The sequence below is a fragment of the Pseudomonas sp. YH-1 genome (genome assembly GCF_051990045.1).
In the GTDB taxonomy this organism is placed as follows: Bacteria; Pseudomonadota; Gammaproteobacteria; order Pseudomonadales; family Pseudomonadaceae; genus Pseudomonas; species Pseudomonas nicosulfuronedens.
In genome coordinates, this window is sequence record NZ_CP178184.1 from 451,493 (window position 1) to 474,735 (window position 23,243).

17 protein-coding genes are annotated in these 23,243 nt (G+C 64.7%); 9 read left to right on the forward strand and 8 right to left on the reverse strand.

Annotated elements, in window-relative coordinates:
* The first annotated feature begins 2 nt into the window (after positions 1–2).
* From ACKI1H_RS02070 to ACKI1H_RS02100, 7 genes are all read left to right on the forward strand, one after another.
* Positions 3–506 (forward strand): hypothetical protein, encoded by a 504-nt coding sequence (locus ACKI1H_RS02070; protein WP_440467536.1) that lies wholly within the window; start codon positions 3–5, stop codon positions 504–506.
* A complete protein-coding gene (locus tag ACKI1H_RS02075; RefSeq protein WP_440467537.1) occupies positions 503–1,711 on the forward strand; it encodes a beta-ketoacyl-[acyl-carrier-protein] synthase family protein in 1,209 nt (402 codons plus the stop codon). The genes ACKI1H_RS02070 and ACKI1H_RS02075 overlap by 4 nt, the downstream gene beginning before the upstream one ends.
* Positions 1,708–2,208, forward strand: a complete 501-nt coding sequence (locus tag ACKI1H_RS02080; RefSeq protein ID WP_138523501.1) for a hotdog family protein — start codon at positions 1,708–1,710, stop codon at positions 2,206–2,208. The genes ACKI1H_RS02075 and ACKI1H_RS02080 overlap by 4 nt, the downstream gene beginning before the upstream one ends.
* Complete coding sequence (fabG, locus tag ACKI1H_RS02085) at positions 2,201–2,929, forward strand: 3-oxoacyl-ACP reductase FabG (protein WP_440467538.1); 729 nt, start codon at positions 2,201–2,203, stop codon at positions 2,927–2,929. The genes ACKI1H_RS02080 and fabG overlap by 8 nt, the downstream gene beginning before the upstream one ends.
* On the forward strand, positions 2,929–4,155 hold the full coding sequence (locus ACKI1H_RS02090; RefSeq protein ID WP_440467539.1) for a beta-ketoacyl-ACP synthase: 1,227 nt from the start codon (positions 2,929–2,931) through the stop codon (positions 4,153–4,155). The genes fabG and ACKI1H_RS02090 overlap by 1 nt, the downstream gene beginning before the upstream one ends.
* A 35-nt stretch (positions 4,156–4,190) precedes the next feature.
* Entirely contained in the window at positions 4,191–4,589 is a 399-nt protein-coding gene (locus tag ACKI1H_RS02095; protein ID WP_440467540.1) for a hypothetical protein, read from the forward strand.
* Positions 4,590–4,751: 162 nt separating this feature from the next.
* A complete protein-coding gene (locus ACKI1H_RS02100) occupies positions 4,752–5,558 on the forward strand; it encodes a hypothetical protein (RefSeq protein ID WP_440467541.1) in 807 nt (268 codons plus the stop codon).
* 4 nt (positions 5,559–5,562) lie between these two features.
* Here the strand turns inward: ACKI1H_RS02100 and ACKI1H_RS02105 are convergent, their stop codons facing one another.
* Positions 5,563–6,498 (reverse strand): LysR substrate-binding domain-containing protein, encoded by a 936-nt coding sequence (locus tag ACKI1H_RS02105; protein ID WP_440467542.1) that lies wholly within the window; start codon positions 6,496–6,498, stop codon positions 5,563–5,565.
* Positions 6,499–6,934: 436 nt separating this feature from the next.
* Between ACKI1H_RS02105 and ACKI1H_RS02110 the strand changes: the two genes are divergently transcribed.
* Both ACKI1H_RS02110 and gabP read left to right on the forward strand, forming a co-directional pair.
* Positions 6,935–8,173, forward strand: coding sequence for an MFS transporter (locus ACKI1H_RS02110; protein WP_440468813.1), 1,239 nt, complete (start codon positions 6,935–6,937; stop codon positions 8,171–8,173).
* 243 nt (positions 8,174–8,416) lie between these two features.
* The gene (gene gabP / locus ACKI1H_RS02115; RefSeq protein ID WP_440467543.1) at positions 8,417–9,811 is read left to right on the forward strand and encodes a GABA permease; all 1,395 of its coding nucleotides are present in this window, start codon (positions 8,417–8,419) and stop codon (positions 9,809–9,811) included.
* Between the two features lie 325 nt (positions 9,812–10,136).
* Here the strand turns inward: gabP and hemE are convergent, their stop codons facing one another.
* The 7 genes from hemE to pilQ form a co-directional block, all read right to left on the reverse strand.
* Positions 10,137–11,201: a uroporphyrinogen decarboxylase gene (gene hemE, locus ACKI1H_RS02120; RefSeq protein ID WP_440467544.1), complete on the reverse strand. Its 1,065-nt coding sequence runs from the start codon at positions 11,199–11,201 to the stop codon at positions 10,137–10,139.
* A gap of 188 nt (positions 11,202–11,389) precedes the next feature.
* Positions 11,390–12,808 carry an FAD-dependent oxidoreductase gene (locus tag ACKI1H_RS02125; protein ID WP_081515425.1) on the reverse strand — a complete coding sequence of 473 codons (1,419 nt, stop codon included), beginning with the start codon at positions 12,806–12,808 and terminating at the stop codon, positions 11,390–11,392.
* 27 nt (positions 12,809–12,835) lie between these two features.
* Positions 12,836–17,281, reverse strand: coding sequence for a glutamate synthase large subunit (gene gltB, locus ACKI1H_RS02130; protein WP_138523518.1), 4,446 nt, complete (start codon positions 17,279–17,281; stop codon positions 12,836–12,838).
* Between the two features lie 462 nt (positions 17,282–17,743).
* Positions 17,744–19,435 carry an AAA family ATPase gene (locus ACKI1H_RS02135; RefSeq protein ID WP_440467545.1) on the reverse strand — a complete coding sequence of 564 codons (1,692 nt, stop codon included), beginning with the start codon at positions 19,433–19,435 and terminating at the stop codon, positions 17,744–17,746.
* A 6-nt stretch (positions 19,436–19,441) separates the two neighbouring features.
* Positions 19,442–20,548, reverse strand: a complete 1,107-nt coding sequence (gene aroB, locus ACKI1H_RS02140) for a 3-dehydroquinate synthase (RefSeq protein WP_138523523.1) — start codon at positions 20,546–20,548, stop codon at positions 19,442–19,444.
* Positions 20,549–20,598: 50 nt separating this feature from the next.
* Positions 20,599–21,117, reverse strand: coding sequence for a shikimate kinase AroK (aroK, locus tag ACKI1H_RS02145; protein WP_138523525.1), 519 nt, complete (start codon positions 21,115–21,117; stop codon positions 20,599–20,601).
* Positions 21,118–21,125: 8 nt separating this feature from the next.
* The gene (gene pilQ / locus ACKI1H_RS02150) at positions 21,126–23,204 is read right to left on the reverse strand and encodes a type IV pilus secretin PilQ (protein WP_440467546.1); all 2,079 of its coding nucleotides are present in this window, start codon (positions 23,202–23,204) and stop codon (positions 21,126–21,128) included.
* Between the last annotated feature and the right edge of the window lie 39 nt (positions 23,205–23,243).

The window sequence follows — 23,243 nt, forward strand, 5'->3', positions numbered from 1 at the left end:
GCATGATCCGCTGGTTGAGTCTTGCCTTCGCCCTGTTGCTGGCCGGCTGTGCCCAGCACGCGCCGCTGCCGTCCGCAATGCCGTCGCTGTCGACGCCGATGCAGTTGCACATCCAGCGCGAACAAGGCCAGGCCAGCCAGCTCTCGACACAGGATTGGCTGCTGGTGATCCAGCAGGAAGGCGCCGCGCTGCGCTGGTCACTGATCGATCCGCTGGGCATTCCGCTGTCGCGCCAGTTGCTGCGTGAGGGAGAATGGAGCAACGACGGCCTGCTGCCACCCAACCCGGAAGCGCGCGAGCTCTTCGCCGTGCTGCTGTTCGCGCTGACGCCCGAAGGCGAACTTGCCTCGCGCTACCCGGCGAAGGACTACCGGGCGGACGACCCTGAGCGCCACCTGCAGCAGCGCTGGAAGATCACCTACCGGTCGGCGCAGGACTTCACCCTCGAATCCGCCGACCTCTGCTACCGGGTGACGCCCCTGGACTCCGAGAGCGCCGCACCATGAACGCTACCTACCTGAACGAGCTGGGCCTGATCTGCGCACTGGGCAACGACTGCCGTGAAGTCACCGCCGCGCTGCTGGCCGGCGAGTCTGCCGGCATGCAGGTCCAGGCCGGCTGGGTGCCGGGCAGGAGCCTGCCGGTGGGCACGGTGAAAGCGCGCCTGGCAGCTATCCCCGACAAGCGCCACGATACCCGCAACAACCGCCTGCTGCTGGCCGCCGCCACGCAGATCGACCCGGCCATCCGCGCAGCCATCCAGCGCCACGGCGCTGCGCGCGTCGCGGTGGTACTGGGGACCAGCACCTCGGGCATCCAGGAAACCACCCAGGGCATTCGTCATCACAGCCTGCACGGGCAGTTGCCCGAGGGCTTCCACTACTCGCACCAGGAGTTGGCCAACCCCGCCGCCTTCCTCGCCGAGCACTACGAACTGGCCTGCCCCGCCTATGTCATCTCCACCGCCTGCACCTCCAGCGGCCGCGCCCTGCAGAGCGCGCGCCGGCTGCTGGAGCTAGGGCTGTGCGACGCCGTGCTGTGTGGCGGCGTGGACAGCCTGTGCGAGCTGACGCTCAACGGCTTCAGCGCCCTGGAGGCGGTTTCGAACGAGCGCTGCAATCCGTTCTCCGCTAACCGCAAGGGCATCAACATCGGCGAAGGTGCGGCGCTGTTCCTGATGACCCGCGAGCCCGGCCGCGTGGCCCTGCTCGGCGCCGGCGCCAGCTCCGATGCACACCATATTTCCGCGCCCGAACCCGAAGGCCGCGGCGCCCGCGAGGCGATGCGCAAGGCGCTGGCGGATGCGCGACTGCAGGCCGGGCAGATCGCCTACCTGAACCTGCATGGCACCGCGACCCTGCACAACGACGCCATGGAAAGCCTCGCCGTCAGCGCCGAGTTCCCCCAGGGCGTGCCCTGTTCCTCGACCAAACCGTTGTCCGGGCACACCCTCGGCGCCGCCGGCGCGCTGGAAGCGGCGTTCTGCTGGCTGTTGCTGAGCGAGCACAATCCGGATAATCGCCTGCCGCCGCAGTGCTGGGATGGCGTCGCCGACCCACAGCTGCCGCCCCTCGCGCTGGTCGGCGAGAACGGTCCCGGCCTTGCTGTGCAGGGGCCGCGTTATCTGATGAGCAACTCGTTCGCCTTCGGCGGCAACAACGTCAGCCTGATCCTGGGCGAGTTGAGCAATCTTTCTGGAGTGCCCCGATGATCGACTGGCCGATCGCCTCCCTGCTGCCCCATGCGGGGGACATGATCCTCCTCGACGAAGTGCTCGAGTTCGGCGAGGAGGACATCCGTACCCGCCTGACCGTGCGCCCCGGCGGGCTGTTCAACGAGGCCGATGGCAGCCTGCCGGCCTGGATCGGCGTGGAGCTGATGGCACAGAGCATCGCCGCCTATGCCGGCTGCCAGGCGCGCTCGCGCGGCGAGCCGGTGGAGCTGGGCTTCCTGCTCGGCACGCGCCAGTACCAGTGCAACGTGGCAAGCTTCCCGGTCGGAGCGCAACTCACCCTCCACGCCATCCGGACCCTGCAGGACGACAATGGCATGGGCGTCTTCGAATGCCACCTGGAAGGAGCGGACATCAAGGCACTGGCGCGCCTCACCGTGTTCCGCCCGCCCGAGGCCGCCAGCTATCTACAAGAACCCCCTCTCGAGGCCCCAGCGCCGGGAAGCGAGAGCCCAAAGAGCCAAGCATATGACTGACCCCATTCTGGTAACCGGCTCCAGCCGCGGTATCGGCCGAGCCATCGCCCTGCGCCTGGCCCAAGCCGGGCACGACCTCGTGCTGCACTGCCGCAGCGGCCGCGCCGAAGTCGAAGCCGTGCAGGCGGAGATCCAGACCCTGGGCCGCAATGCCCGCGTGCTGCAGTTCGACGTGGCCGACCGCGAGACCGCGCGCACCGTCCTTGAAGCCGATGTGGAAAGCCACGGCGCCTATTACGGCGTGGTCTGCAATGCCGGCCTGACCCGCGACGGAGCCTTTCCCGCGCTCACCGAGGAGGACTGGGACCAGGTGCTGCGCACCAACCTCGACGGTTTCTACAACGTCCTGCACCCGGTGATCATGCCGATGATCCGCCGCCGCCAGCCGGGACGTATCGTCTGCATCACGTCGGTCTCCGGGCTGATCGGCAACCGCGGCCAGGTCAACTACAGCGCCTCCAAGGCCGGCGTGATCGGCGCCGCCAAGGCGCTGGCCATCGAGCTGGGCAAGCGCAGGATCACGGTGAACTGCGTGGCGCCGGGGCTGATCGACACCGCCATGCTCGACGAGCAGGTGCCGGTGGAGGAAATCCTCAAGATGATCCCCGCCCAGCGCATGGGCACGGCGGAGGAGGTCGCAGGCGCGGTGAACTTCCTGATGTCGGCCGAGGCCGGCTACATCACCCGCCAGGTGCTGGCGGTCAACGGAGGACTGTGCTGATGAAGCGTGTGGTCGTCACCGGCATGTCCGGCATTACTTCCCTGGGTTCGGACTGGGCCAGCATCGAGGCGAACTTCAACGCCAGCCGCAGCGGCATCCGGCGCATGGACGAGTGGGACCGTTTCACCGAGCTGAACACCCGGCTGGCCGGCCCGGTGCCGGACTTCTCCGTGCCCAGGCACTGGACCCGCAAACAACTGCGCAGCATGGGCCGCGTCTCGCGCCTGTCCGTGGGTGCAGCCGAACGCGCCTTGGCCGATGCCGGCTTGCTGGACGACGAGTCGATTCGCGACGGCCGCATGGGCGTGGCCTGCGGCTCGTCCGTCGGCAGCACCGACGAGATCAAGGCCTTCGGCAACATGCTGCTGCACTCGGTGGCAGACGGCCTCAACGCCAACTCCTATGTGCGCATGATGCCGCACACGACAGCGGCCAATATCAGCATCTTCTTCGGCCTCAAGGGCCGCGTGATTCCGACGTCCAGCGCCTGCACCAGCGGCAGCCAGGGCATCGGCTACGCCTATGAGGCGATTCGTTTCGGCCGCCTGCCGCTGATGCTCGCCGGCGGTGCGGAAGAGCTGTGCCCCACCGAAGCCATGGTGTTCGACGCGCTTTACGCCACCAGCCTGAAGAACGATACGCCCCACCTCTCGCCGCGCCCCTACGACACCGGCCGCGACGGTCTGGTGATCGGCGAAGGCGCTGGCATGCTGGTGCTGGAAGAACTGGAACACGCCCTGGCCCGTGGCGCGCACATCCATGCCGAGATCGTTGGCTTCGGCAGCAACGCCGACGGCCAGCACACCACCCGCCCCGAGCAGGCGACCATGCGCCGCGCCATGGAGCTGGCACTGGAAGACGCCGGCCTGGACGCCGAGGCCATCGGCTACGTGAACGGCCATGGCACTGCCACCGAGCAGGGCGATATCGCCGAGACGCAGGCCACCAGCGAACTGTTCGGAAAGCGTATGCCGATCAGCTCGCAGAAGAGCTTCCTGGGCCACACTCTGGGAGCGTGCGGCGCACTGGAGTCCTGGTTCAGCATCGAGATGATGAACAGCGATCGCTACGTGCACACCCTGAACCTGGACCAGGTCGACCCTCGCTGCGGCGAGCTCGACTACCTGCAGGGCGAACCGCGCGTGATGAGCCACGAGTACGTGATGAACAACAACTTCGCCTTTGGCGGCATCAACACCTCGCTGATCTTCAAGCGCTGGCGCTGAGTCGCCACCACAGGACACTGCAAGGAGAGCGATCCATGTCCCGACTGATCCGTAGCGTCATCCTCTGCCTCGCCGCCGCACTGGTCGTCGGCTGTACCGGCCGGGCCGTGCTGAACCTCGACCAGAGCCTGCCGGCAGACGGTCGACGCACGACGGCCCAGGTGCAGGAGGCGATCCACAAGGCCCTGGCCGAACAGCAGTGGACGCTGCAGCAGGACAACGGCAGCGTGATCTACGCCGAGATCACCGTGCGCGAGCGTCACCACGCCGAGATCAGCATCCCGTACAGCAGCCAGCAGTATTCCATCAAGCTGCGCAGCAGCCGCGGGCTGGACGAGGAGAACGGACAGATCCACCGCAATTACAACAACTGGGTCGTCCTGCTCAACGAGAGGATCCAGCAGAACCTGGGCCTGACGCCGACAGCGCGCTGACCCTCCGCCCCGGAAGACTCCCCCACCGCGCGCTGGAAGCCTGCGGCGGGTCGATCTACCGGAGCGCATGCCGATTTTGATACCCCCCTTTGCCTGCCGCAGCCTCGACGCCTAGTCGAACGCGTAGCGCTGGCTCGCCCCCGAAGCACCAGGAGAAAAAGGATGCTCTCGCTCGTACGCTGCATAGCCCTCACCGCCGCTGTCTTCACCCTGGCCGCCTGCACCTCGAAGCCGGTCTATGCCCCCACGGAACAGTTCCCCAGCGATCTGCATATCACCCCGGCGCAGATGCAGACCGCCATCATCACCGGCCTGCAGAAGCGCCAGTGGACGGTGCAGAAGGTGACGCCCAGCGAGATCCAGGCCGCCATCACCGTACGCGGTCGCCACCATGCCGAAGTGACGATTCCCTACTCCACCACCCAGTACCGCATCGGCTACCGCGACAGCTGGGGACTGGACTACAAGGACGGCAAGATCCACCGCAACTACAACCGCTGGATCAGCCTGGTGAACGACAACATCCTGCGCGAGCTGCACCTGGACCCGATCGGCGAGCGCGTCGATGCGCTGCCGGTCATCGCCCAGACCACCGACGAAGTGCCGCTGCACCTGGAATTCAACCGCGTGGTCCAGCGTGCGACCCAGGCCGGCCACCTGGACGGCAGCGTGCGCTTCTTCCTGGCTGGCGAGCACGTGCCGGGGCTGGTCAACCCGATGAGCGAAACCTCCACCAGCAAGAAGACCAACTCAACCAACAAGACCGACGAGGAAGCCTGCGACTGGGCCATGATCTCGGCCCTGGCGACCTTGCAGAATGCTGCCAAGCGCGAGGGAGCGAATGCCGTGGTGGATCTCGTCAGCTTCTACAACCGCCAGGTCTACAGCGACAACACCAAGTACGAGTGCCACACCGGCTCGCTGATGGCCGGCGTGGCGCTGCGCGGCAAGATGGCGGAAATCCAGTAGGGCTTCAGCGCCCTCGCTCGGCAGGGACGGGGGCCGACCCCGTGTGCAGAGCTGTGACTTCCTGGGTCACCAGGTCGAAGAACGACTGCGCCAGGCGCGACGTCTCGTTGCGCCGGCGCACCAGCCAGACGGAGCTGGTGGCCCCTGGATCACTCAAGGTGCGGTAGACCACGCCATCCACCCGCGTCCGGCGGAACGACGCCGGCAGCATCGACACGCCGAGCCCCGCCGCCACCAGGCCGATGATGGTCATCGCCTCGCCCGCTTCCTGGGCGATGCGCGGACTGAAGCCGGCCTGCCGCGACAGCGCCATCAGTTGGCTGTAGAGGCCCGTGCCGTAGCTGCGCGGGAAGAACACGAAGGGTTCCTCCGCCAGCTCGGCGAACGCCAGGCCCTCCTGGCTGGCCTGTGCCAACGGGTGGTCGGCACGCAACACTGCCACCAGCGGTTCGCTGAACAACTCCACGGCCTCCAGGGTTTCCGGCAGCGGGATCGGACGGATCAGTCCGACCTGCACGCGCTCCTCCAGCAGCGCCTGCACCGCCTGCCCGCTGCTCAGTTCCTGCAAGTCCAGGTGGACATCCGGGTAGGCCTGGCGGAACGCCAGGATGGCGCGCGGGATGCTCGAGGTGAAGGGCGCCGACGCGGTGAAGCCGACCTTCAGCTCGCCGATCTCGCCCTGGTGCGCACGCCGCGCCAGCAGCGTGGCGCGCTCGACCTGCTGAAGTATCTGCCGCGCCTCGTCGAGAAACAGCTTGCCGGCCTCGGTGAGCGCCACACGGCGGTTGGTGCGCTCCAGCAGGCGTGCACCGATCTCTTCCTCCAGCGCCTGGATCTGCTGACTCAGCGGCGGCTGGGAAATCCCCAGTTGCTCGGCGGCGCGGCCGAAGTGCAGCTCTTCCGCCACGGCGATGAAGTAACGCAGGTGTCGCAGTTCCATGGTGCCCTCGCAAAGGGTTGTGCCGTGCGGTTCGCGAGCAAGCTCGCTCCTACAGGGAACGCTCTTCGTAGGAGCGAGCTTGCTCGCGAGCCCGGCGTTGAACCGACGTCACAGGCGTTTGATTCGTAAAACGACTCAAACGTGTCGATTAATATATTGGAAATAATAAAGCCCGCTCCTTATCCTTTCCACACAAGCCCAATAACGACTACCAACCTGCTCCCTGCCTGGCCGCGCGGACCCTTGCCGTCATTCCAGGCCCTCTGCTGTCATCTACCTGAGGTGTGTCGTGAGTCAACCTGCCCTGCGGGCTTTGCGGGAAGAACATCCCATGGCGGCCGAACCGGCCGTGGTACAAGAACCAGTAGCCGCCAACGATCCGGCGGAGGTGCTGGCCGATCTGCGCGAGAGCGCGCGTGAGGCCAACGGCGAGGTGATGCGCGCCGTCGAAGAGATCGAAACCTACATCGAGAAAGGCACCCCGGAATTCATGCGCACCTCGCTTGCGCTGTTCTCCGGTGGCTTCGCCACCTTCGCCCTGCTCTACTGCGTGCAGCCGATGATGCCGGTGCTGTCCCAGGCTTTCAGCCTGACTGCCGCGCAGAGCAGCCTGGTGCTGTCGATCTCCACCATCACCATGGCCTTCGGCCTGCTGGTCACCGGGCCGATCTCCGACGCCATCGGGCGCAAGTCGATCATGGTCGCGTCGCTGGTCCTCGCCGCCCTGTTCACCATTGGCAGCTCGCTGATGCCGACCTGGCATGGCGTGCTGGCCATGCGCGCGCTGCTCGGCCTGTCGCTCAGCGGCCTGGCGGCGGTGGGCATGACCTATCTCTCCGAGGAAATCCACCCGCAGCACATCGGGCTGTCCATGGGCTTGTACATCGGCGGCAACGCCATCGGCGGCATGAGTGGCCGACTGATCAGCGGCGTACTGGTGGACTACGTGAACTGGCACGTCGCACTGGCCACCCTGGGCGTGCTCGCCCTGGCTGCGGCCCTGCTGTTCTGGCGCATCCTTCCCGAATCGAAGAACTTCCGCCCGGCGCCGCTCAAGCCGCGCCGGCTCATCGAAGGCTTCACCGGGCACTTCCGCGACGCCGGCCTGCCCTGGCTGTTCCTCGAAGCCTTCCTGCTGATGGGCGCCTTCGTCACCCTGTTCAACTACATCGGCTACCGCTTGCTGGCAGAGCCCTATCACCTGAGCCAGGCCATCGTCGGCGTGCTCTCGCTGGTCTACCTGTCGGGCATCTACAGCTCGGCGTGGGTCGGCTCGCTGGCCGACAAGCTGGGCCGACGCAAGGTGCTCTGGGCGATGATCGCGCTGATGCTCGGTGGCGTACTGATCACCCTGCTGCAACCGCTGGCCCTGGTACTGGTTGGCCTGCTGGTGTTTACCTTCGGCTTCTTCGGCGCGCACTCGGTGGCCAGCAGCTGGATCGGCCGCCGCGCCCTGAAGGCCAAGGGGCAAGCGTCGTCGCTGTACCTGTTCAGCTACTACACCGGCTCCAGCGTCGCCGGCACCGCTGGCGGCCTGTTCTGGCACCAGTATGGTTGGAACGGCGTGGGCCTGTTCATCGCCAGCCTGCTGGGCATCGGCCTGCTGGTGGCCCTGCACCTGGCACGCCTGCCAGTGTTACCGCGCGACCTTCCTGCACTCAACAAAGCTGGGTAGTTTCTACACACACGACATCGAGCATGCCTAAAAACGACATGGAACGGTCGTACAAAGACATTTATCTCAGATCCGACAACGCCTGCCAGGCGGGCGTTGTGGAATAAATTCCCAATCTACGACTTAAGTCGTAACAGAATGTGGCGCGATCCTTGCGTTCACAATCTTGAACGACTTGTTGGAATCCTGAAACGGACCTCGACTCCCGCAGTACGCAATTCCCTCCGTAGTTGTAGGTAAAGCATGAGCAGCACCCCCTCTTCAGGGCTCTCCCAGGGCCTGCAAAATCGTCATGTCACGATGCTTTCGATCGCCGGCGCCATTGGTGCGGGCCTGTTCGTAGGCTCCGGCCACGCCATTGCCGAAGCCGGTCCGGCCGTCATGGTTTCCTATCTGGTCGCCGGCCTGCTGGTGGTCCTGGTGATGCGCATGCTGGCCGAAATGGCCGTCGCGCAGCCGGACAGCGGCTCCTTCTCCACCTACGCCGACCGTGCCATCGGCCACTGGGCCGGTTTCACCATCGGCTGGTTGTACTGGTGGTTCTGGGTCCTGGTGATCCCGCTGGAAGCCAACGCTGCCGCGGCCATCATCCACGCCTGGTTCCCCGGCGCGCCGATCTGGGTGCTGGCCTTCGTGATCACCTCCGCGCTGACCGTGACCAACCTGTTCAGCGTGAAGAACTACGGTGAGTTCGAGTTCTGGCTGGCCCTGATCAAGGTCGTCTCGATCATCGCCTTCCTGGTACTGGGCTGCGCGGCCATCTTCGGCTTCTCGCCCAACAGCGAAGTCTCCGGCATCGGCCACCTGACCAGCGAAGGCTTCCTGCCCAAGGGCTGGGGCGCCGTGCTCGCCGCGCTGCTGACCACCATGTTCTCCTTCATGGGTTCGGAGATCGTCACCATCGCCGCCACCGAATCCAAGGACCCGGAGCAACAGATCACCCGCGCCACCAACTCGGTGATCTGGCGTATCGCGCTGTTCTACCTGCTGTCGATCCTGATCGTGGTCTGCCTGGTGCCGTGGAACGACCCGCGCCTGGTGAGCATGGGCTCCTACCAGACCGTGCTGGAACACCTGCACATCCCGTACGCCAAGCTGATCGTCGACATCATCGTGCTGGTGTCGGTCACCAGCTGCCTGAACTCGGCGCTCTACACCGCTTCGCGCATGATGTACTCCCTGAGCAAGCGCGGTGACGCACCGAAGATCGCCCAGGTGACCAGCGCCAGCCGCACCCCGGTCTACGCCGTGCTGCTGTCCACCGCCATGGCCTTCCTGTGCACCTTCGCCAACTACCTGGCCCCGGCCGAAGTGTTCAACTTCCTGCTGGCCAGTTCCGGCGCCATCGCCCTGCTGGTGTACCTGGTGATCGCCATGTCGCAGCTGCGCATGCGCAAGAAGCTGCTCGCCCAGGGCCACCAGCTGAAGCTGAAGATGTGGCTGTTCCCCTGGCTGACCTGGGCGGTGATCCTCTTCATCGTCGGCGCCCTGGTGATCATGCTGATCCGCCCGGACCACCGCATGGAAGTGGTCGCCACCACCCTGCTGACCGTCGTGGTGGTCTGCTCCGGCCTGCTGGTGTCCAACCGCCGCAACAAGGCCCAGCGCGCCGCCGGCCTGGTGGGCGATGCCGCGTGATGCACTCTGAGGGAGCCTGAGGCTCCTTGAGGGAACAAAAAGCCCCGCTTCCGAGCGGGGCTTTTTTTGTTCGGAAAATCCTCCGCCGCTCAGGCCGATCAAGGACGGAGTCCGCTCCTACGCTCGGGAAGGTCTTTGCAGCGGCGGCGCCAGACATGTTCGCGAGCAGGCTCGCTCCTACAGGCAGGTACCGGAGTGCTCTTCGTAGGAGCGAGCTTGCTCGCGAACCCGATTAACCACAGAACTTGCCGGAAAATCACGAAAACCCGATAGCCGGAAAGGAAAAAGCCCCGCGAATGCGGGGCTTTTCAGTGAAGCATCAGGCTCAGTGATACTGCGCCGACAACTCGTGCACCGCCTCGAAGAAAGCACCGGCATGGGCTGGGTCGACTTCCGGGGTGATGCCGTGGCCGAGGTTGAACACGTGGCCATTGCCGTTACCGAAGGCGCCGAGGATGCGTGCGACTTCGGCACGAATGGCCTCCGGCTTGGCGTAGAGCACCGCCGGATCCATGTTGCCCTGCAGGGCTACCTTGTCGCCGACGCGGGCGCGGGCACTGCCGATATCGCAAGTCCAGTCCAGGCCCAGGGCTTCGGCGCCGGTGTTGGCCATGGATTCCAGCCAGAGGCCGCCGCCCTTGGTGAAGAGGATCACCGGTACGCGACGCCCATCGTGCTCGCGGATCAGGCCATCGACGATCTTCTGCATGTAGGCCAGGGAGAACTCCTGATAGGCCGCCGCCGACAGCGCGCCGCCCCAGGAATCAAAGATCTGCACCGCCTGGGCACCCGCGAGAATCTGACCATTGAGATAGCTGGTGACCGACTGCGCCAGCTTGTCCAGCAGGGCGTGCAGGGCCTGCGGATTGTCGTAGAGCATCGCCTTGGCCTTGCGGAAGTCACGACTGGAGCCGCCTTCGACCATGTAGGTGGCCAGGGTCCAGGGGCTGCCGGAGAAGCCGATCAGCGGGACGCGGCCATTCAGCTCGCGGCGGATGGTGCGCACGGCGTCCATCACATAGCCCAGGTCCTTCTCCGGATCGGGGATCGGCAGGGCGTCGATGTCCGCCTGGGTGCTGACGACCTTCTTGAAACGCGGGCCTTCGCCGGTTTCGAAGTACAGGCCCTGGCCCATGGCGTCGGGGATGGTGAGGATGTCGGAGAAGAGGATCGCCGCGTCCAGCTGCGGGTAGCGGTCCAGCGGCTGCAGGGTCACTTCGCAGGCCATCTGCGGGTTCATGCACAGGCTCATGAAGTCACCGGCCTTGGCGCGGGTGGCGCGGTACTCCGGCAGGTAGCGGCCGGCCTGGCGCATCATCCAGACTGGGGTGACATCGACGGGCTGCTTGAGCAGGGCGCGGAGGAAGCGATCGTTCTTCAAGGCAGTCATAACGGCATCCGGCAAAAAAGTGCGGGTATTTTCGCAAAGCCCAAAAGAAAAGGCACGGCGGGTGCCGTGCCTTTCGTCCATCGCGACAGTTTGTCGCTGCGTCAGACTGGTAGGGCGCATAACGCCAGGGGCGTTATCCGCCGCGGCGGATAAGGCGTTCCGCCTTATTCGCCCTACAGGAGACGCAATCAGACGCCCAGGTAGTCCAGGATACCTTCGGCAGCCGTGCGGCCTTCGAAGATTGCCGTCACCACCAGGTCGGAACCGCGGACCATGTCGCCACCGGCGAAGATCTTCGGGTTGCTGGTCTGGTGCTTGAACTGCGAAGCAGCCGGAGCAATGACGCGGCCCTGGCTGTCGATCTCCACCTGGTGCTGGTCGAACCACGGGGCCGGGCTCGGGCGGAAACCGAAGGCGATCAGCACGGCCTCGGCGGGGATGATCTCCTCGGAGCCCGGGATCGGCTCGGGGCTGCGACGGCCGCGGGCGTCGGGCTCGCCGAGACGGGTCTCGACCACCTTCACGCCTTCCACCTTGTCCTCGCCGACGATGGCGATGGGCTGGCGGTTGAAGAGGAACTTCACGCCTTCTTCCTTGGCGTTCTTCACCTCTTTGCGCGAGCCGGGCATGTTTTCTTCGTCGCGGCGGTAGGCGCAGGTCACGCTCTTGGCGCCCTGGCGGATGGAGGTGCGGTTGCAGTCCATCGCGGTGTCGCCACCGCCCAGTACCACGACACGCTTGCCCTTCATGTCGACGAAGTCTTCCGGCGACTTCTCGAAGCCCAGGTTGCGGTTCACGTTGGCGATCAGGAAGTCCAGCGCATCGTGCACGCCGGGCAGGTCCTCGCCGGGGAAGCCGCCTTTCATGTAGGTGTAGGTGCCCATGCCCATGAACACGGCATCGTACTCATCGAGCAGCTGCTCCATGGTGACGTCCTTGCCAATCTCGGTGTTCAGGCGGAACTCGATGCCCATGCCGGTGAAGACTTCACGACGGCGCGAGAGCACCTGCTTCTCCAGCTTGAACTCGGGGATGCCGAAGGTCAGCAGGCCGCCGATTTCCGGGTTCTTGTCGAACACCACCGGGGTCACGCCGTTGCGCACCAGCACGTCGGCGCAGCCCAGGCCCGCCGGGCCTGCGCCGATGACGGCGACACGCTTGCCCGTGGGCTTGACCTTGGACATGTCCGGGCGCCAGCCCATGGCAAAGGCGGTGTCGGTGATGTACTTCTCCACCGAGCCGATGGTGACCGCACCGAAGCCGTCGTTCAGGGTGCAAGCACCTTCACACAGGCGATCCTGCGGGCACACGCGGCCGCAGACTTCCGGCAGGGTGTTGGTCTGGTGGGACAGTTCGGCAGCCGCGAGGATGTTGCCTTCGGAGACCAGCTTCAGCCAGTTGGGGATGAAGTTGTGTACCGGGCATTTCCACTCGCAGTACGGGTTGCCGCAACCCAGGCAACGGTGGGCCTGGTCAGCCGCTTGCTGCGGCTTGAACAGGTCGTAGATTTCCACGAACTCGCGCTTGCGCTGGCGAAGAAGCTTCTTCTTCGGATCCTTGCGCCCGACTTCGATGAACTGGAAGTCATTGTTAAGACGTTCAGACATTTTCAGACCTCATCAAACTTCAGGCGCTTATTGCGGGTTGGCACGAGTGCTGGTCAGCAGGGAACCGAGGCTGGCAGCCTTCGGTTTCACCAGCCAGAACCGACGCAGATAGTCGTCGAGGTTCTCCAGCAGATGTGCGCCCCACTCGCTCGCCGTTTCCGCCACGTACTCGACCAGCACCTTGCGCAGATGGTTGCGCTGGGCCTCCATCGCTTCGCCGCTGATCCGCTGGATTTCCACCAGCTCATGGTTCACGCGGTCGACGAAGGAGTTGTCCATGTCGAGGACATAAGCGAAGCCGCCGGTCATGCCGGAGCCGAAGTTGTAGCCGGTCTTGCCCAGTACACAGATGAAACCGCCGGTCATGTATTCGCAGCAGTGGTCACCGGTACCTTCAACCACGGCGTGGGCGCCGGAGTTGCGCACACCGAAGCGCTCGCCCGCGGTGCCGGCAGCGAACAGCTTGCCGCCAGTGGCGCCGTACAGGCAGGTGTTGCCGACGATGGCCGATTCCTGCGACTTGAACGGGCTGCCCTTGGGCGGGGTGACGACCAGCTTGCCGCCGGTCATGCCCTTGCCGACGTAATCGTTGGCGTCGCCTTCCAGGTACAGGTGCAGGCCGCCGGCGTTCCACACGCCGAAGCTCTGGCCCGCGGTGCCTTTGAAGCGGAAGGTGATCGGCGCTTTGGCCATGCCCTGGTTGCCGTGGACCTTGGCGATCTCGCCGGAAATCCGCGCGCCGATGGAACGGTCGCAGTTGCAGATGTCCAGTTCGTACTCGCCACCCTTGGCACCTTCGATGGCGCCACGGGCCAACTCGACCATCTTCTCGGCCAGCAGGCCCTGGTCGAACGGCGGGTTCTTCTCGACTTCGCAGAACTGCGGCTTCTCGGCCGGGATCAGGTCGCTGCCCAGCAGCGGCGTGAGGTCGAGGTTACCCTGCTTGGGCGTCTCGCCCGGCAGGATTTCCAGCAGGTCGGTGCGGCCGATCAGTTCTTCCAGGCTGCGCACGCCAAGCTTGGCCAGCCACTCACGGGTTTCGCTGGCGATGAAGGTGAAGAAGTTCACCACCATGTCCACGGTGCCGATGAAGTGGTCCTTGCGCAGCTTGTCGTTCTGGGTGGCGACGCCGGTGGCGCAGTTGTTCAGGTGGCAGATGCGCAGGTACTTGCATCCCAGAGCGATCATCGGCGCGGTGCCGAAGCCGAAGCTCTCGGCGCCGAGGATGGCCGCCTTGATGACATCCAGGCCGGTCTTCAGGCCGCCGTCGGTCTGCACCCGGACCTTGCCGCGCAGGTCGTTGCCGCGCAGGGTCTGGTGCGCCTCGGCGAGGCCCAGCTCCCACGGCGAACCCGCGTACTTGATGGAGGTGATCGGCGATGCACCGGTACCGCCGTCGTAGCCGGAGATGGTGATCAGGTCGGCGTAGGCCTTGGCCACGCCGGCGGCAATGGTGCCGACACCCGGTTCGGAAACCAGCTTCACCGATACCAGCGCCTGCGGGTTGACCTGCTTGAGGTCGAAGATCAGCTGGGCGAGGTCTTCGATGGAATAGATGTCGTGGTGCGGCGGCGGCGAGATCAGGGTCACGCCGGGGACCGCATAGCGCAGGCGCGCGATCAGGCCGTTGACCTTGCCACCGGGCAGCTGGCCGCCTTCGCCGGGCTTGGCGCCCTGGGCCACCTTGATCTGCAGGACTTCGGCGTTGACCAGGTATTCCGGGGTCACGCCAAAGCGGCCGGTGGCCACCTGCTTGATCTTCGAGCTGCGCAGCGTGCCGTAACGCGCCGGGTCTTCACCGCCCTCACCGGAGTTGGAGCGACCGCCCAGGCGGTTCATGGCTTCGGCCAGGGCCTCGTGGGCCTCCGGCGACAGCGCGCCAAGGGAGATACCGGCGGCGTCGAAGCGCTTGAAGATGGACTCCAGCGGCTCGATCTCGTCCAGGCTCAGCGGCTGCTCGGCAGGCTTCACCTTGAGCAGGTCGCGCAGCATGGACACCGGGCGGCTATCCACCAGTGCGGTGTATTCCTTGAACCGGGCGTAGTCGCCCTGCTGCACGGCGGCTTGCAGGGTATTCACCACGTCCGGGTTATAGGCGTGGTACTCGCCGCCGTAGACGAACTTCAGCAGGCCACCCTGCTGGATCGCCTTGCGGTTGTTCCAGGCTTCGTTGGCCAGCAGCTTCTGCTCGTTCTCGATATCGAGGAAGCGCGCGCCCTGGATGCGACTTGGGGTACCCGGGAAGCACAGGCCGGTGACTTCATCAGACAGGCCGATGGCCTCGAACAGCTGGGCGCCACGGTAGGAGGCGATGGTGGAGATGCCCATCTTCGAGAGGATCTTCAGCATCCCCTTGGAGATGCCCTTGCGGTAGTACTTGAAGACCTCGTAGAGATCACCCAGCACTTCGCCGGTGCGGATCAGGTCGGCCAGCACCTCGTAGGCGAGGAACGGGTAGACCGCGGACGCGCCGAAGCCCACCAGCACCGCGAAGTGGTGCGGGTCACGGGCGGTGGCGGTTTCCACCAGGATGTTGGAGTCGCAACGCAGGCCGGTCTGTACCAGGCGATGGTGCACGGCGCCGACGGCCAGGGCCGCATGCACCGGCAGCTTGCCGGGGGCGATGTGACGGTCGGACAGCACCAGCAGCACCTTGCCCGCGCGTACGGCCTCTTCGGCCTGGTCGGCGATGTTGCGCACGGCCGTTTCCAGGCCAACGGACTCGTCGTAGTTCAGGTCGATGTGGTGCAGGTCGAAGCCTGGACGCTCCAGGTTCATCAGGGTCCGCCACTTCGCCGGGGAGATCACCGGGGTGGTCAGGATCGCCTGGTTGGCGTGGTGCGGGGACTCTTCGAAGATGTTCTGCTCGATGCCCAGGCAGGTTTCCAGGGACATCACGATCGCTTCGCGCAACGGGTCGATCGGCGGGTTGGTGACCTGCGCGAAGACCTGGCGGAAGTAGTCGTACGGCGAGCGGATGCGCTTGGACAGCACCGCCATCGGGGTGTCGTCGCCCATCGAGCCGACCGCTTCCTGGCCCTGCTCGGCAAGCGGGCGCAGCACCTGGTCACGCTCCTCGAAGGTGACCTGGAACATCTTCATGTATTGCTTGAGCTGGTCGCCATCGTAGCTGGCAACGCCCTGGTCATCGTCCAGGGTGGCCTGGATGCGCAGCGCGCTCTGGCGCAGCCACTGCTTGTACGGGTGGCGCGACTTCAGGCGGTTGTCGATGTCCTCGGTTTGCAGCAGCTGGCCGGTCTCGGTGTCCACCGCGAGGATCTGGCCCGGGCCGACGCGGCCCTTGGCGATGACGTCCTCGGGCTTGTAGTCCCACACGCCGATTTCCGAGGCGAGGGTGATGTAGCCGTTCTTGGTGGTGACCCAGCGCGAGGGGCGCAGGCCGTTGCGGTCGAGCAGGCAGACGGCGTAGCGGCCGTCGGTCAGCACGACGCCGGCGGGGCCGTCCCACGGCTCCATGTGCAGCGAGTTGAATTCATAGAACGCACGCAGGTCGGCGTCCATGGTCTCGACGTTCTGCCAGGCCGGCGGAATGATCATGCGCAGGCCACGGAACATGTCCATGCCGCCAGTGACCATCAGCTCGAGCATGTTGTCCATGCTGGAGGAGTCCGAGCCCACGCGGTTGACCAGCGGGCCCAGCTCGTCCAGGTCCGGCATCCACTCGTTGGCGAACTTGGCGCGACGGGCCTGGGCCCAGTTGCGGTTGCCGGTGATGGTGTTGATCTCGCCGTTGTGCGCCAGCAGGCGGAACGGCTGGGCCAGCGGCCATTTCGGCAGGGTGTTGGTCGAGAAGCGCTGGTGGAAGACGCAGATGGCGGTCTTCAGGCGCTCGTCGGAGAGGTCCGGATAGAAGGCGGCGAGGTCCGCCGGCATCATCAGGCCCTTATAGATGATGGTCTTGTGCGAGAAGCTGCAGATGTAGTGGTCGGCATCCTCGGCGTTGGCCACGGAGGAGCGGCGACGGGAGCTGAACAGCTTGACCGCGAATTCCTGGTCGGACAGGCCTTCACCGCCGATGAACACCTGCTCGATCTGCGGCAGACGCTCCAGCGCCAGGCGACCCAGCACGCTGGTGTCGATCGGCACCTTGCGCCAACCGACCAGCTTCAGGCCGGCGCGCTCGATCTCGCGATTCATGTTCGCGCGGGCGGCTTCGGCTTTCACCGGGTCCTGGTTGAAGAAGACCATGCCCACGGCGTACTGGCCGGGCAGTTCGGTCGCGAAGGATTCCTTGGCCACGGCGCGCAGGAACTGGTCGGGCTTCTGGATCAGCAGCCCACAGCCGTCCCCGGTTTTCCCGTCCGCGTTGATCCCACCTCGGTGGGTCATGCAGGTCAGTGCTTCGATGGCGGTTTGCAGAAGTTCGTGGCTTGCCTCACCCGTCATATGGGCGATCAGACCGAATCCGCAGTTATCCTTGAACGTCTCAGGATGGTACAGACCTGCTTTCATAGGGAACTCTCACCGGCAAAACTTTTATAAATTCCAGGGTCTGCTGACGTTTCGCCATCGCCCTGTTTCGCCGTGCAGGCTCGTTTCCCGCGCACCCTAAAGGCTCGGGCCGCATCTATCGTGCAGCGCCGTTGTAGCCCCTGGTTCACCTGGAATGACCGTTCCGCGCGAGTTGCCACGTCTTACCCAACGTGGCGGCGGTTCCGGCCCTGGCCATGACGAAACGTCAGCAGACCCTCTTCAAGCACTTCGCCTGTCTACTCGCTCAAGCGGCAAGTTTCCGATAGGCAAAGGGAGGTCATTGTACACACGAGGAAAGCGACGTCACTGCTTTTTTTTGACGCACTGCCGACACCCGATGTCGCATTTTTATAAGAATGCAGCAAAAGAAACAACCCAATAAAAAAGCCGAGCTCCAGGGTATGGGGCTCGGCTTTTTCATTTTCGCGACAGTGCGACCTTTCAGCGTGCTCCGGCGATGTCCTGCTGGATGCTGGAGAAAGGACGAGCCCAGGGTTTGGAGGCCTGGATCTTCGCCGGCAACTTCTTGATCGCCGCCTGCGCGGAGGCGCGGTCGGCGAAGCTGCCATAGGTCACGACGTAGAACGGCTTGCCCTGCAGGTTCTTGCGGAAGTAGCGATACTCGCCGCCGCCCTGCTGGCTGATGAAGGCCTTGGCGCTGGCTTCGGAGCCGGTACCCAAGACTTGCACGGAATAGCGCGAGCCGGACTGGGACTGGTACCAACTGCTGCCGCCAGCACTACCGGTTGCTGCCGCGGGCTTGCTGGCGGCGGTCGCTGGTTTGGCGCTGGCGACGGTGGTAGCAGGCTTGGTCACTGCCGGTTTGGCGGCCTGGACGGGCTTGGCCGGTGCAGTGGCGGCGGGCTTGACCGGCTCCGGACGCGGGGTGGGCGTCGGAGTCGGAGCCGGCTGGATGGCGGCCTGCTGCTGGACCGGAGCCGCCGGGACAGGATTGAGCGGTTTGGGACCGTTGTTGGCCAGCGGCGTCACCGGAGGCGCGGTGGTGGTCACGGTCGGAGGGATAGCCGCGGACGGCATGCCGCCTTCATCGGCATCTTCCTGGCCGCCGGCCTGGGCCATGGGCTCACGGATCACCGGCTGGCTTTCACCCACCAGCGGCAGGGGCAGAGGCTGGTTGGACCCAGCGAATTCCACCGACGGGCCACTGCCCTGGGCATCCGGCTGCGGTTGCGCATTCGGCTGCGGAGTAGCGGCGCCGCCCAACGGCAGTTGCGACGAAGTCTGCGCGGCAGTGTTGCTCGCAGTCTCCGGCTTGGTGGTCTTGCCCTGCATGAACCAGGCGGCGATGACGCCGATGGCGACCACGCCGAGGATCGCCAGGTGCTTCTTCGGCAGTTTGAAGCCAGCGCCAGCTGCTTTGCGCTCACCACTGCGATCGGCCAGCATCGCTTCGATCATCGCGTCGCGGGCGGTCTGGTTGATGGTGCCGGGCCAGCCGCCGGATTGTTCGTGGATGTCGGCCAGCAGGTCAGCCGAGATCAGCTCGATACCCTGCCCCGCACCCTCGAGGCGCTGCGCCAGGTACTCGCGGGTCTCTTCCTCGCTGTACGGCTGCAACTCGATGGCGTGGAAGCGCTCCTCGCCCTCGGACAGCACTTCGAGGCGCGACAGCAACTCAGGCTCGCCGAACAGGAAGACGTGCAGGCGCGCTTCGGAATTGCCAGCGGCCAGCAGCAGCAGGACTTCGAGGGCGTCGTCACGCAGTTGCTCGGCGTCATCGACCAGCAGATAGACATCCTGGCCGGTGATCGCCAGCTGGGCGACCTTGGCGAGAATCGCCTCGATGCTGGTCTGGGTGATACCCAGGCCTTGCGCGAGCTGGCGCAGCAGAGTGGCTTCGTCGGTCACCGAGCGACCGGATATCACCACGCTGGAGACAGCATCCTTGTTGGTGCTGGCCACCAGGGCCTGGCGCAACAGGGTCTTGCCGCTGCCCAGCGGACCTGTCACGGCCAGCAGCAGCTGGCTGTAGCGAGCCAGGTGGTGCAGCTGGCCCAGTACGGGCTTGCGCTGCGCCGGGAAGAACTTGAAGCCCGGAACCCGCGGTGCGAAAGGGTCGTGGCTGAACTGGTAGTGGGCCAGGAAGGCCTCATCGGCATGCAAGCTGGACATGGGACCTCAGTGTTCTCCTGCCTGACCGACCAGTGCCTGGTAGTCAGCGCGCAGTGTTTCTTCCAGAATCTCACGGGGGAATTCGGCGGTCACGACCGCGCCCCCCAGCCCTTGGAGCAATACCAGACGCAGACGGCCATCGAGCACTTTCTTGTCGACAGCCATGTGCTCGAGAAAATGCTCGGCATTCATTTCCTGCGGCGGGACCACCGGCAGCTTCGCCGCGGCGAGCAGGCGGATGCCGCGATCGAGCTCGGCCTTTGTCAGCCATCCCAGCCGATGCGACATCTCAAGTGCCATCACGGTTCCCGCGCCCACGGCTTCGCCATGCAGCCAGACGCCATAACCCATGTGGGTCTCGATGGCGTGGCCGAAGGTATGGCCCAGGTTGAGCGTGGCGCGGACGCCGGTTTCCTTCTCGTCGGCACCGACTACGCGGGCCTTGGCCGCGCAGGAACGCTCGATGGCTTCGGTCAGCGCAGTCGGCTCCAGCGCCAGCAGGTCGTCCATGTGCGCTTCCAGCCAGGTAAGGAAAGGCTCGTCGCAGATGAAGCCGTACTTGATCACTTCCGCCAGCCCTGCCGACAGCTCGCGGGGCGGCAAGGTCTTCAGGGTCGCGGTATCGATGATCACGGCCTGGGGCTGGTAGAAGGCCCCGACCATGTTCTTGCCCAGCGGGTGGTTGATGCCGGTCTTGCCGCCGACGGAGGAATCCACCTGGGACAGCAGGGTAGTCGGCACCTGGATGAAATCGACACCGCGCTGGTAGCAAGCCGCGGCGAAACCGGTCATGTCGCCGATGACGCCGCCGCCGAGGGCGATCAGGGTGGTCTTGCGATCATGGCGCGCGGTCAGCAGGCCATCGAAGATCAGCTGCAGGGTTTCCCACTGCTTGTAGGCCTCGCCGTCGGGGAGCACGACCGTGGTGACCTTATAGCCGGCCAGGGTCTTCTGCAGTCGATCCAGGTACAGCGGCGCGATGGTTTCGTTGGTGACGATGGCTACCTGGCGACCGCGGATATGCGGCTCGAAGTAGCGCAGATCATCCAGCAGCCCCTCACCGATATAGATCGGGTAGCTGCGGTCGGCCAGATCGACGTTGAGTGTGCGCATGAAACCCCCAGGCAAGAAAGGGGACTAGGATACCGCAGATTGCAGCGCCGTTAATGGCGCTCCAACTCACGCAGGCGCTCGATGATCTCCAGGACGACCATACGCGGAGGCCGCTCGTCGGTTTCGATGATCACGTCGGCAATTTCGCGATAAAGCGGATCGCGCATCTGCATGAGATCGCGAAGGATCTGCTCCGGATTGGGCTTCTGCAGCAACGGGCGATTCTTGTCACGCGCAGTACGGGAAATCTGCTGCTCGACCGAAGCGTGCAGGTAGATCACCTTGCCGCCACCCTTGAGGATGAGCCGATTGGCGTCGCGCATGACGGCGCCGCCGCCCGTGGCGATGACCATGCCCCCTTCATCGCACAGCTCGGCCAGCATCGCCTGCTCACGCTCGCGGAAGCCAGCCTCGCCCTCGACATCGAATATCCAGGGGATGTTGGCTCCGCAGCGCTGCTCGATCTCTTTATCCGAATCTTTGAAGACGAGGTGAAGCTCTTTGGCGAGAAGACGCCCGATGGTGCTTTTACCAGCTCCCATCGGGCCTACCAGAATCAAATTGGACACGACATTGATCAACGGCCGATTGCAATGGCCTGATTATTCATGATCCGCGGGGTAAGGAAAACCAGCAGCTCGTTCTTGCTGTCGGTCACATAGTCGTTCTTGAACAGGCGGCCGATCATCGGCACGTCGCCCAGGAACGGCACCTTGGCCGTGGACTTGGTCTGGGTGTTGGAGAACACGCCACCGATCACGATGGTTTCACCATCGTTGACCAGCACTTTCGCGTTCACCTCGTTCTTCTTGATCGGCGGCACGCCATTCAGGGCGTTGGCGTAGTCCGGCTCGTCCTTGTTGACCTTCACTTCCATGATGATGCGATTGTCCGGGGTGATCTGCGGGGTCACTTCCAGCGACAGCGCCGCCTCCTTGAAGGACACCGAGGTCGCGCCGCTGGAGCTGGCTTCCTGGTAGGGAATCTCCGAGCCTTTCAGGATCTTCGCGGTTTCCTTGTCCGAGGTAACGACCTTCGGCTGGGACACCACTTCACCGTTACCGGTTTTCTCCATCGCGTTGAGCTGGAGGTCCAGGATGGTGTTGTTGGTGGTGAAGCCGATGCTGATGCCCGAAGTCGGGGTGGTATTCGACGCGCCCAGGTCAACGAAGGTATTGCCGGTGCTGTTGGTGCCGCCGGAGACATCGAAGTTGCCGTGTCCGGAGAGCGAACCGCTCCAGTTCACACCCAACTCCTTGGTGTAGTCGACGTTGGCTTCGACAATGCGCGCCTCGATCATCACCTGACGAACCGGGATGTCCAGCTGGGCGACGATGCGGCGCAGCTCATCCAGGCGATCCTGGGTCTGGTACGCAATGATGCTGTTGGTACGGTCATCCACGGTGATCGAGCCGCGGTTATCACTCTGTGCAGCCGCCGCGACGCCCGGAGCGCCACCACCGCTGCCGGTAACGGAGCTGAACAGCTTGGCGATGTCCGCAGCCTTGGCGTAGTTCACCTGAATCAGCTCGCGACGCAGCGGAGCCAGTTCGGAGATCTGCTTCTGCGCCTCCAGTTCCTGACGCTCGCGAGCCGCGATCTCGTCAGCTGGCGCGACCAGCAGCACGTTACCAACCTTGCGCTTGTCCAGACCCTTGGTCTTGAGCACCAGGTCCAGCGCCTGATCCCACGGTACGTTCTGCAGGCGCAGGGTGATGTTGCCCTGCACGGTATCCGAAGCCACCAGGTTCAGGTCGGTGAAGTCAGCGATCAACTGCAGCACCGAGCGCACATCGATGTCCTGGAAGTTCAGAGAGAGCTTTTCACCGGTATAGGCGAAGGTGTCCTTCTTGCGCTTCTCGGCATCGTCCTGGGTCAGCGGCTTGATGCTGACGGTCATGCGATTATCGGTCTGGTAGACGAGATAGTCGTACAGACCGGTCGGCTCGATGGTGATGCTGGCCTTGTCGCCGACCGCGGAAGCATTGACGAGCTGAACCGGGGTAGCGAAGTCCTTCACGTCCAGACGAACGCGCAGGTTGTCCGGCAGCTGGGTACGCGGGAAGTCCAGGCGAATCTTGCCGCCCTGCTCCTGAATGTCCGGGCTGACAGTCGGATCGGACAGATCGATCACGACATTGCCCTCACCCTGCTCGCCACGCTGGAAGTCGATATTGCGAATCGCCTTGCCAGCCGGGACGTACGGCTTGGGCTGAGCGGGCTTGGCGGCCGGAGCAGCTACCGGCGCTGCAGACGCGTAGGAGCTGGAAGTCGCTGCCCCCGCACCGACCACGACGTACAGGTTCGAACCTTCCGCACGGGTGCTGTACGGCACCAGGGTCGCCAGATTGACGATCAGGCGAGTACGGTCCTTCGCCTCGACCACGGTCAGGCTGCGGGCATTGCCCACTCCCAGTTCGCGGTTCTTGCTGCCCAGTTTGTTCTGCACACCCGGCAGGTCAAGCGCGATGCGCGCCGGCTGCTCGATGGTGTAGCCACGCGGTGCGGCCACCGGTTCGTCGAAGCCCAGTTTCAGCTCCACGCGATCGCCCGGCAGTGCCGCGACATCAACACTCTGCAGGTTCGCGGCCAGCAGGGCCGGCGCGAATACGGCCGCGAGCACGGAAATGCCGAGGCGGGAAAGCTTTCTATTCATCGTCTGAATCCGTCGTGCAGACTGCTGTTTGTTATCCAT

Excerpts from the sequence above, each read along its gene's own strand:
- ACKI1H_RS02070 (WP_440467536.1), top strand. The coding sequence starts at position 3 with ATGATCCGCTGGTTGAGTCTTGCCTTCGCCCTGTTGCTGGCCGGCTGT.
- ACKI1H_RS02075 (WP_440467537.1), top strand. The coding sequence starts at position 503 with ATGAACGCTACCTACCTGAACGAGCTGGGCCTGATCTGCGCACTGGGC.
- ACKI1H_RS02080 (WP_138523501.1), top strand. The coding sequence starts at position 1,708 with ATGATCGACTGGCCGATCGCCTCCCTGCTGCCCCATGCGGGGGACATG.
- fabG (WP_440467538.1), top strand. The coding sequence starts at position 2,201 with ATGACTGACCCCATTCTGGTAACCGGCTCCAGCCGCGGTATCGGCCGA.
- ACKI1H_RS02090 (WP_440467539.1), top strand. The coding sequence starts at position 2,929 with ATGAAGCGTGTGGTCGTCACCGGCATGTCCGGCATTACTTCCCTGGGT.
- ACKI1H_RS02095 (WP_440467540.1), top strand. The coding sequence starts at position 4,191 with ATGTCCCGACTGATCCGTAGCGTCATCCTCTGCCTCGCCGCCGCACTG.
- ACKI1H_RS02100 (WP_440467541.1), top strand. The coding sequence starts at position 4,752 with ATGCTCTCGCTCGTACGCTGCATAGCCCTCACCGCCGCTGTCTTCACC.
- ACKI1H_RS02105 (WP_440467542.1), bottom strand. The coding sequence starts at position 6,498 with ATGGAACTGCGACACCTGCGTTACTTCATCGCCGTGGCGGAAGAGCTG.
- ACKI1H_RS02110 (WP_440468813.1), top strand. The coding sequence starts at position 6,935 with ATGCGCGCCGTCGAAGAGATCGAAACCTACATCGAGAAAGGCACCCCG.
- gabP (WP_440467543.1), top strand. The coding sequence starts at position 8,417 with ATGAGCAGCACCCCCTCTTCAGGGCTCTCCCAGGGCCTGCAAAATCGT.
- hemE (WP_440467544.1), bottom strand. The coding sequence starts at position 11,201 with ATGACTGCCTTGAAGAACGATCGCTTCCTCCGCGCCCTGCTCAAGCAG.
- ACKI1H_RS02125 (WP_081515425.1), bottom strand. The coding sequence starts at position 12,808 with ATGTCTGAACGTCTTAACAATGACTTCCAGTTCATCGAAGTCGGGCGC.
- gltB (WP_138523518.1), bottom strand. The coding sequence starts at position 17,281 with ATGAAAGCAGGTCTGTACCATCCTGAGACGTTCAAGGATAACTGCGGA.
- ACKI1H_RS02135 (WP_440467545.1), bottom strand. The coding sequence starts at position 19,435 with ATGTCCAGCTTGCATGCCGATGAGGCCTTCCTGGCCCACTACCAGTTC.
- aroB (WP_138523523.1), bottom strand. The coding sequence starts at position 20,548 with ATGCGCACACTCAACGTCGATCTGGCCGACCGCAGCTACCCGATCTAT.
- pilQ (WP_440467546.1), bottom strand. The coding sequence starts at position 23,204 with ATGAATAGAAAGCTTTCCCGCCTCGGCATTTCCGTGCTCGCGGCCGTA.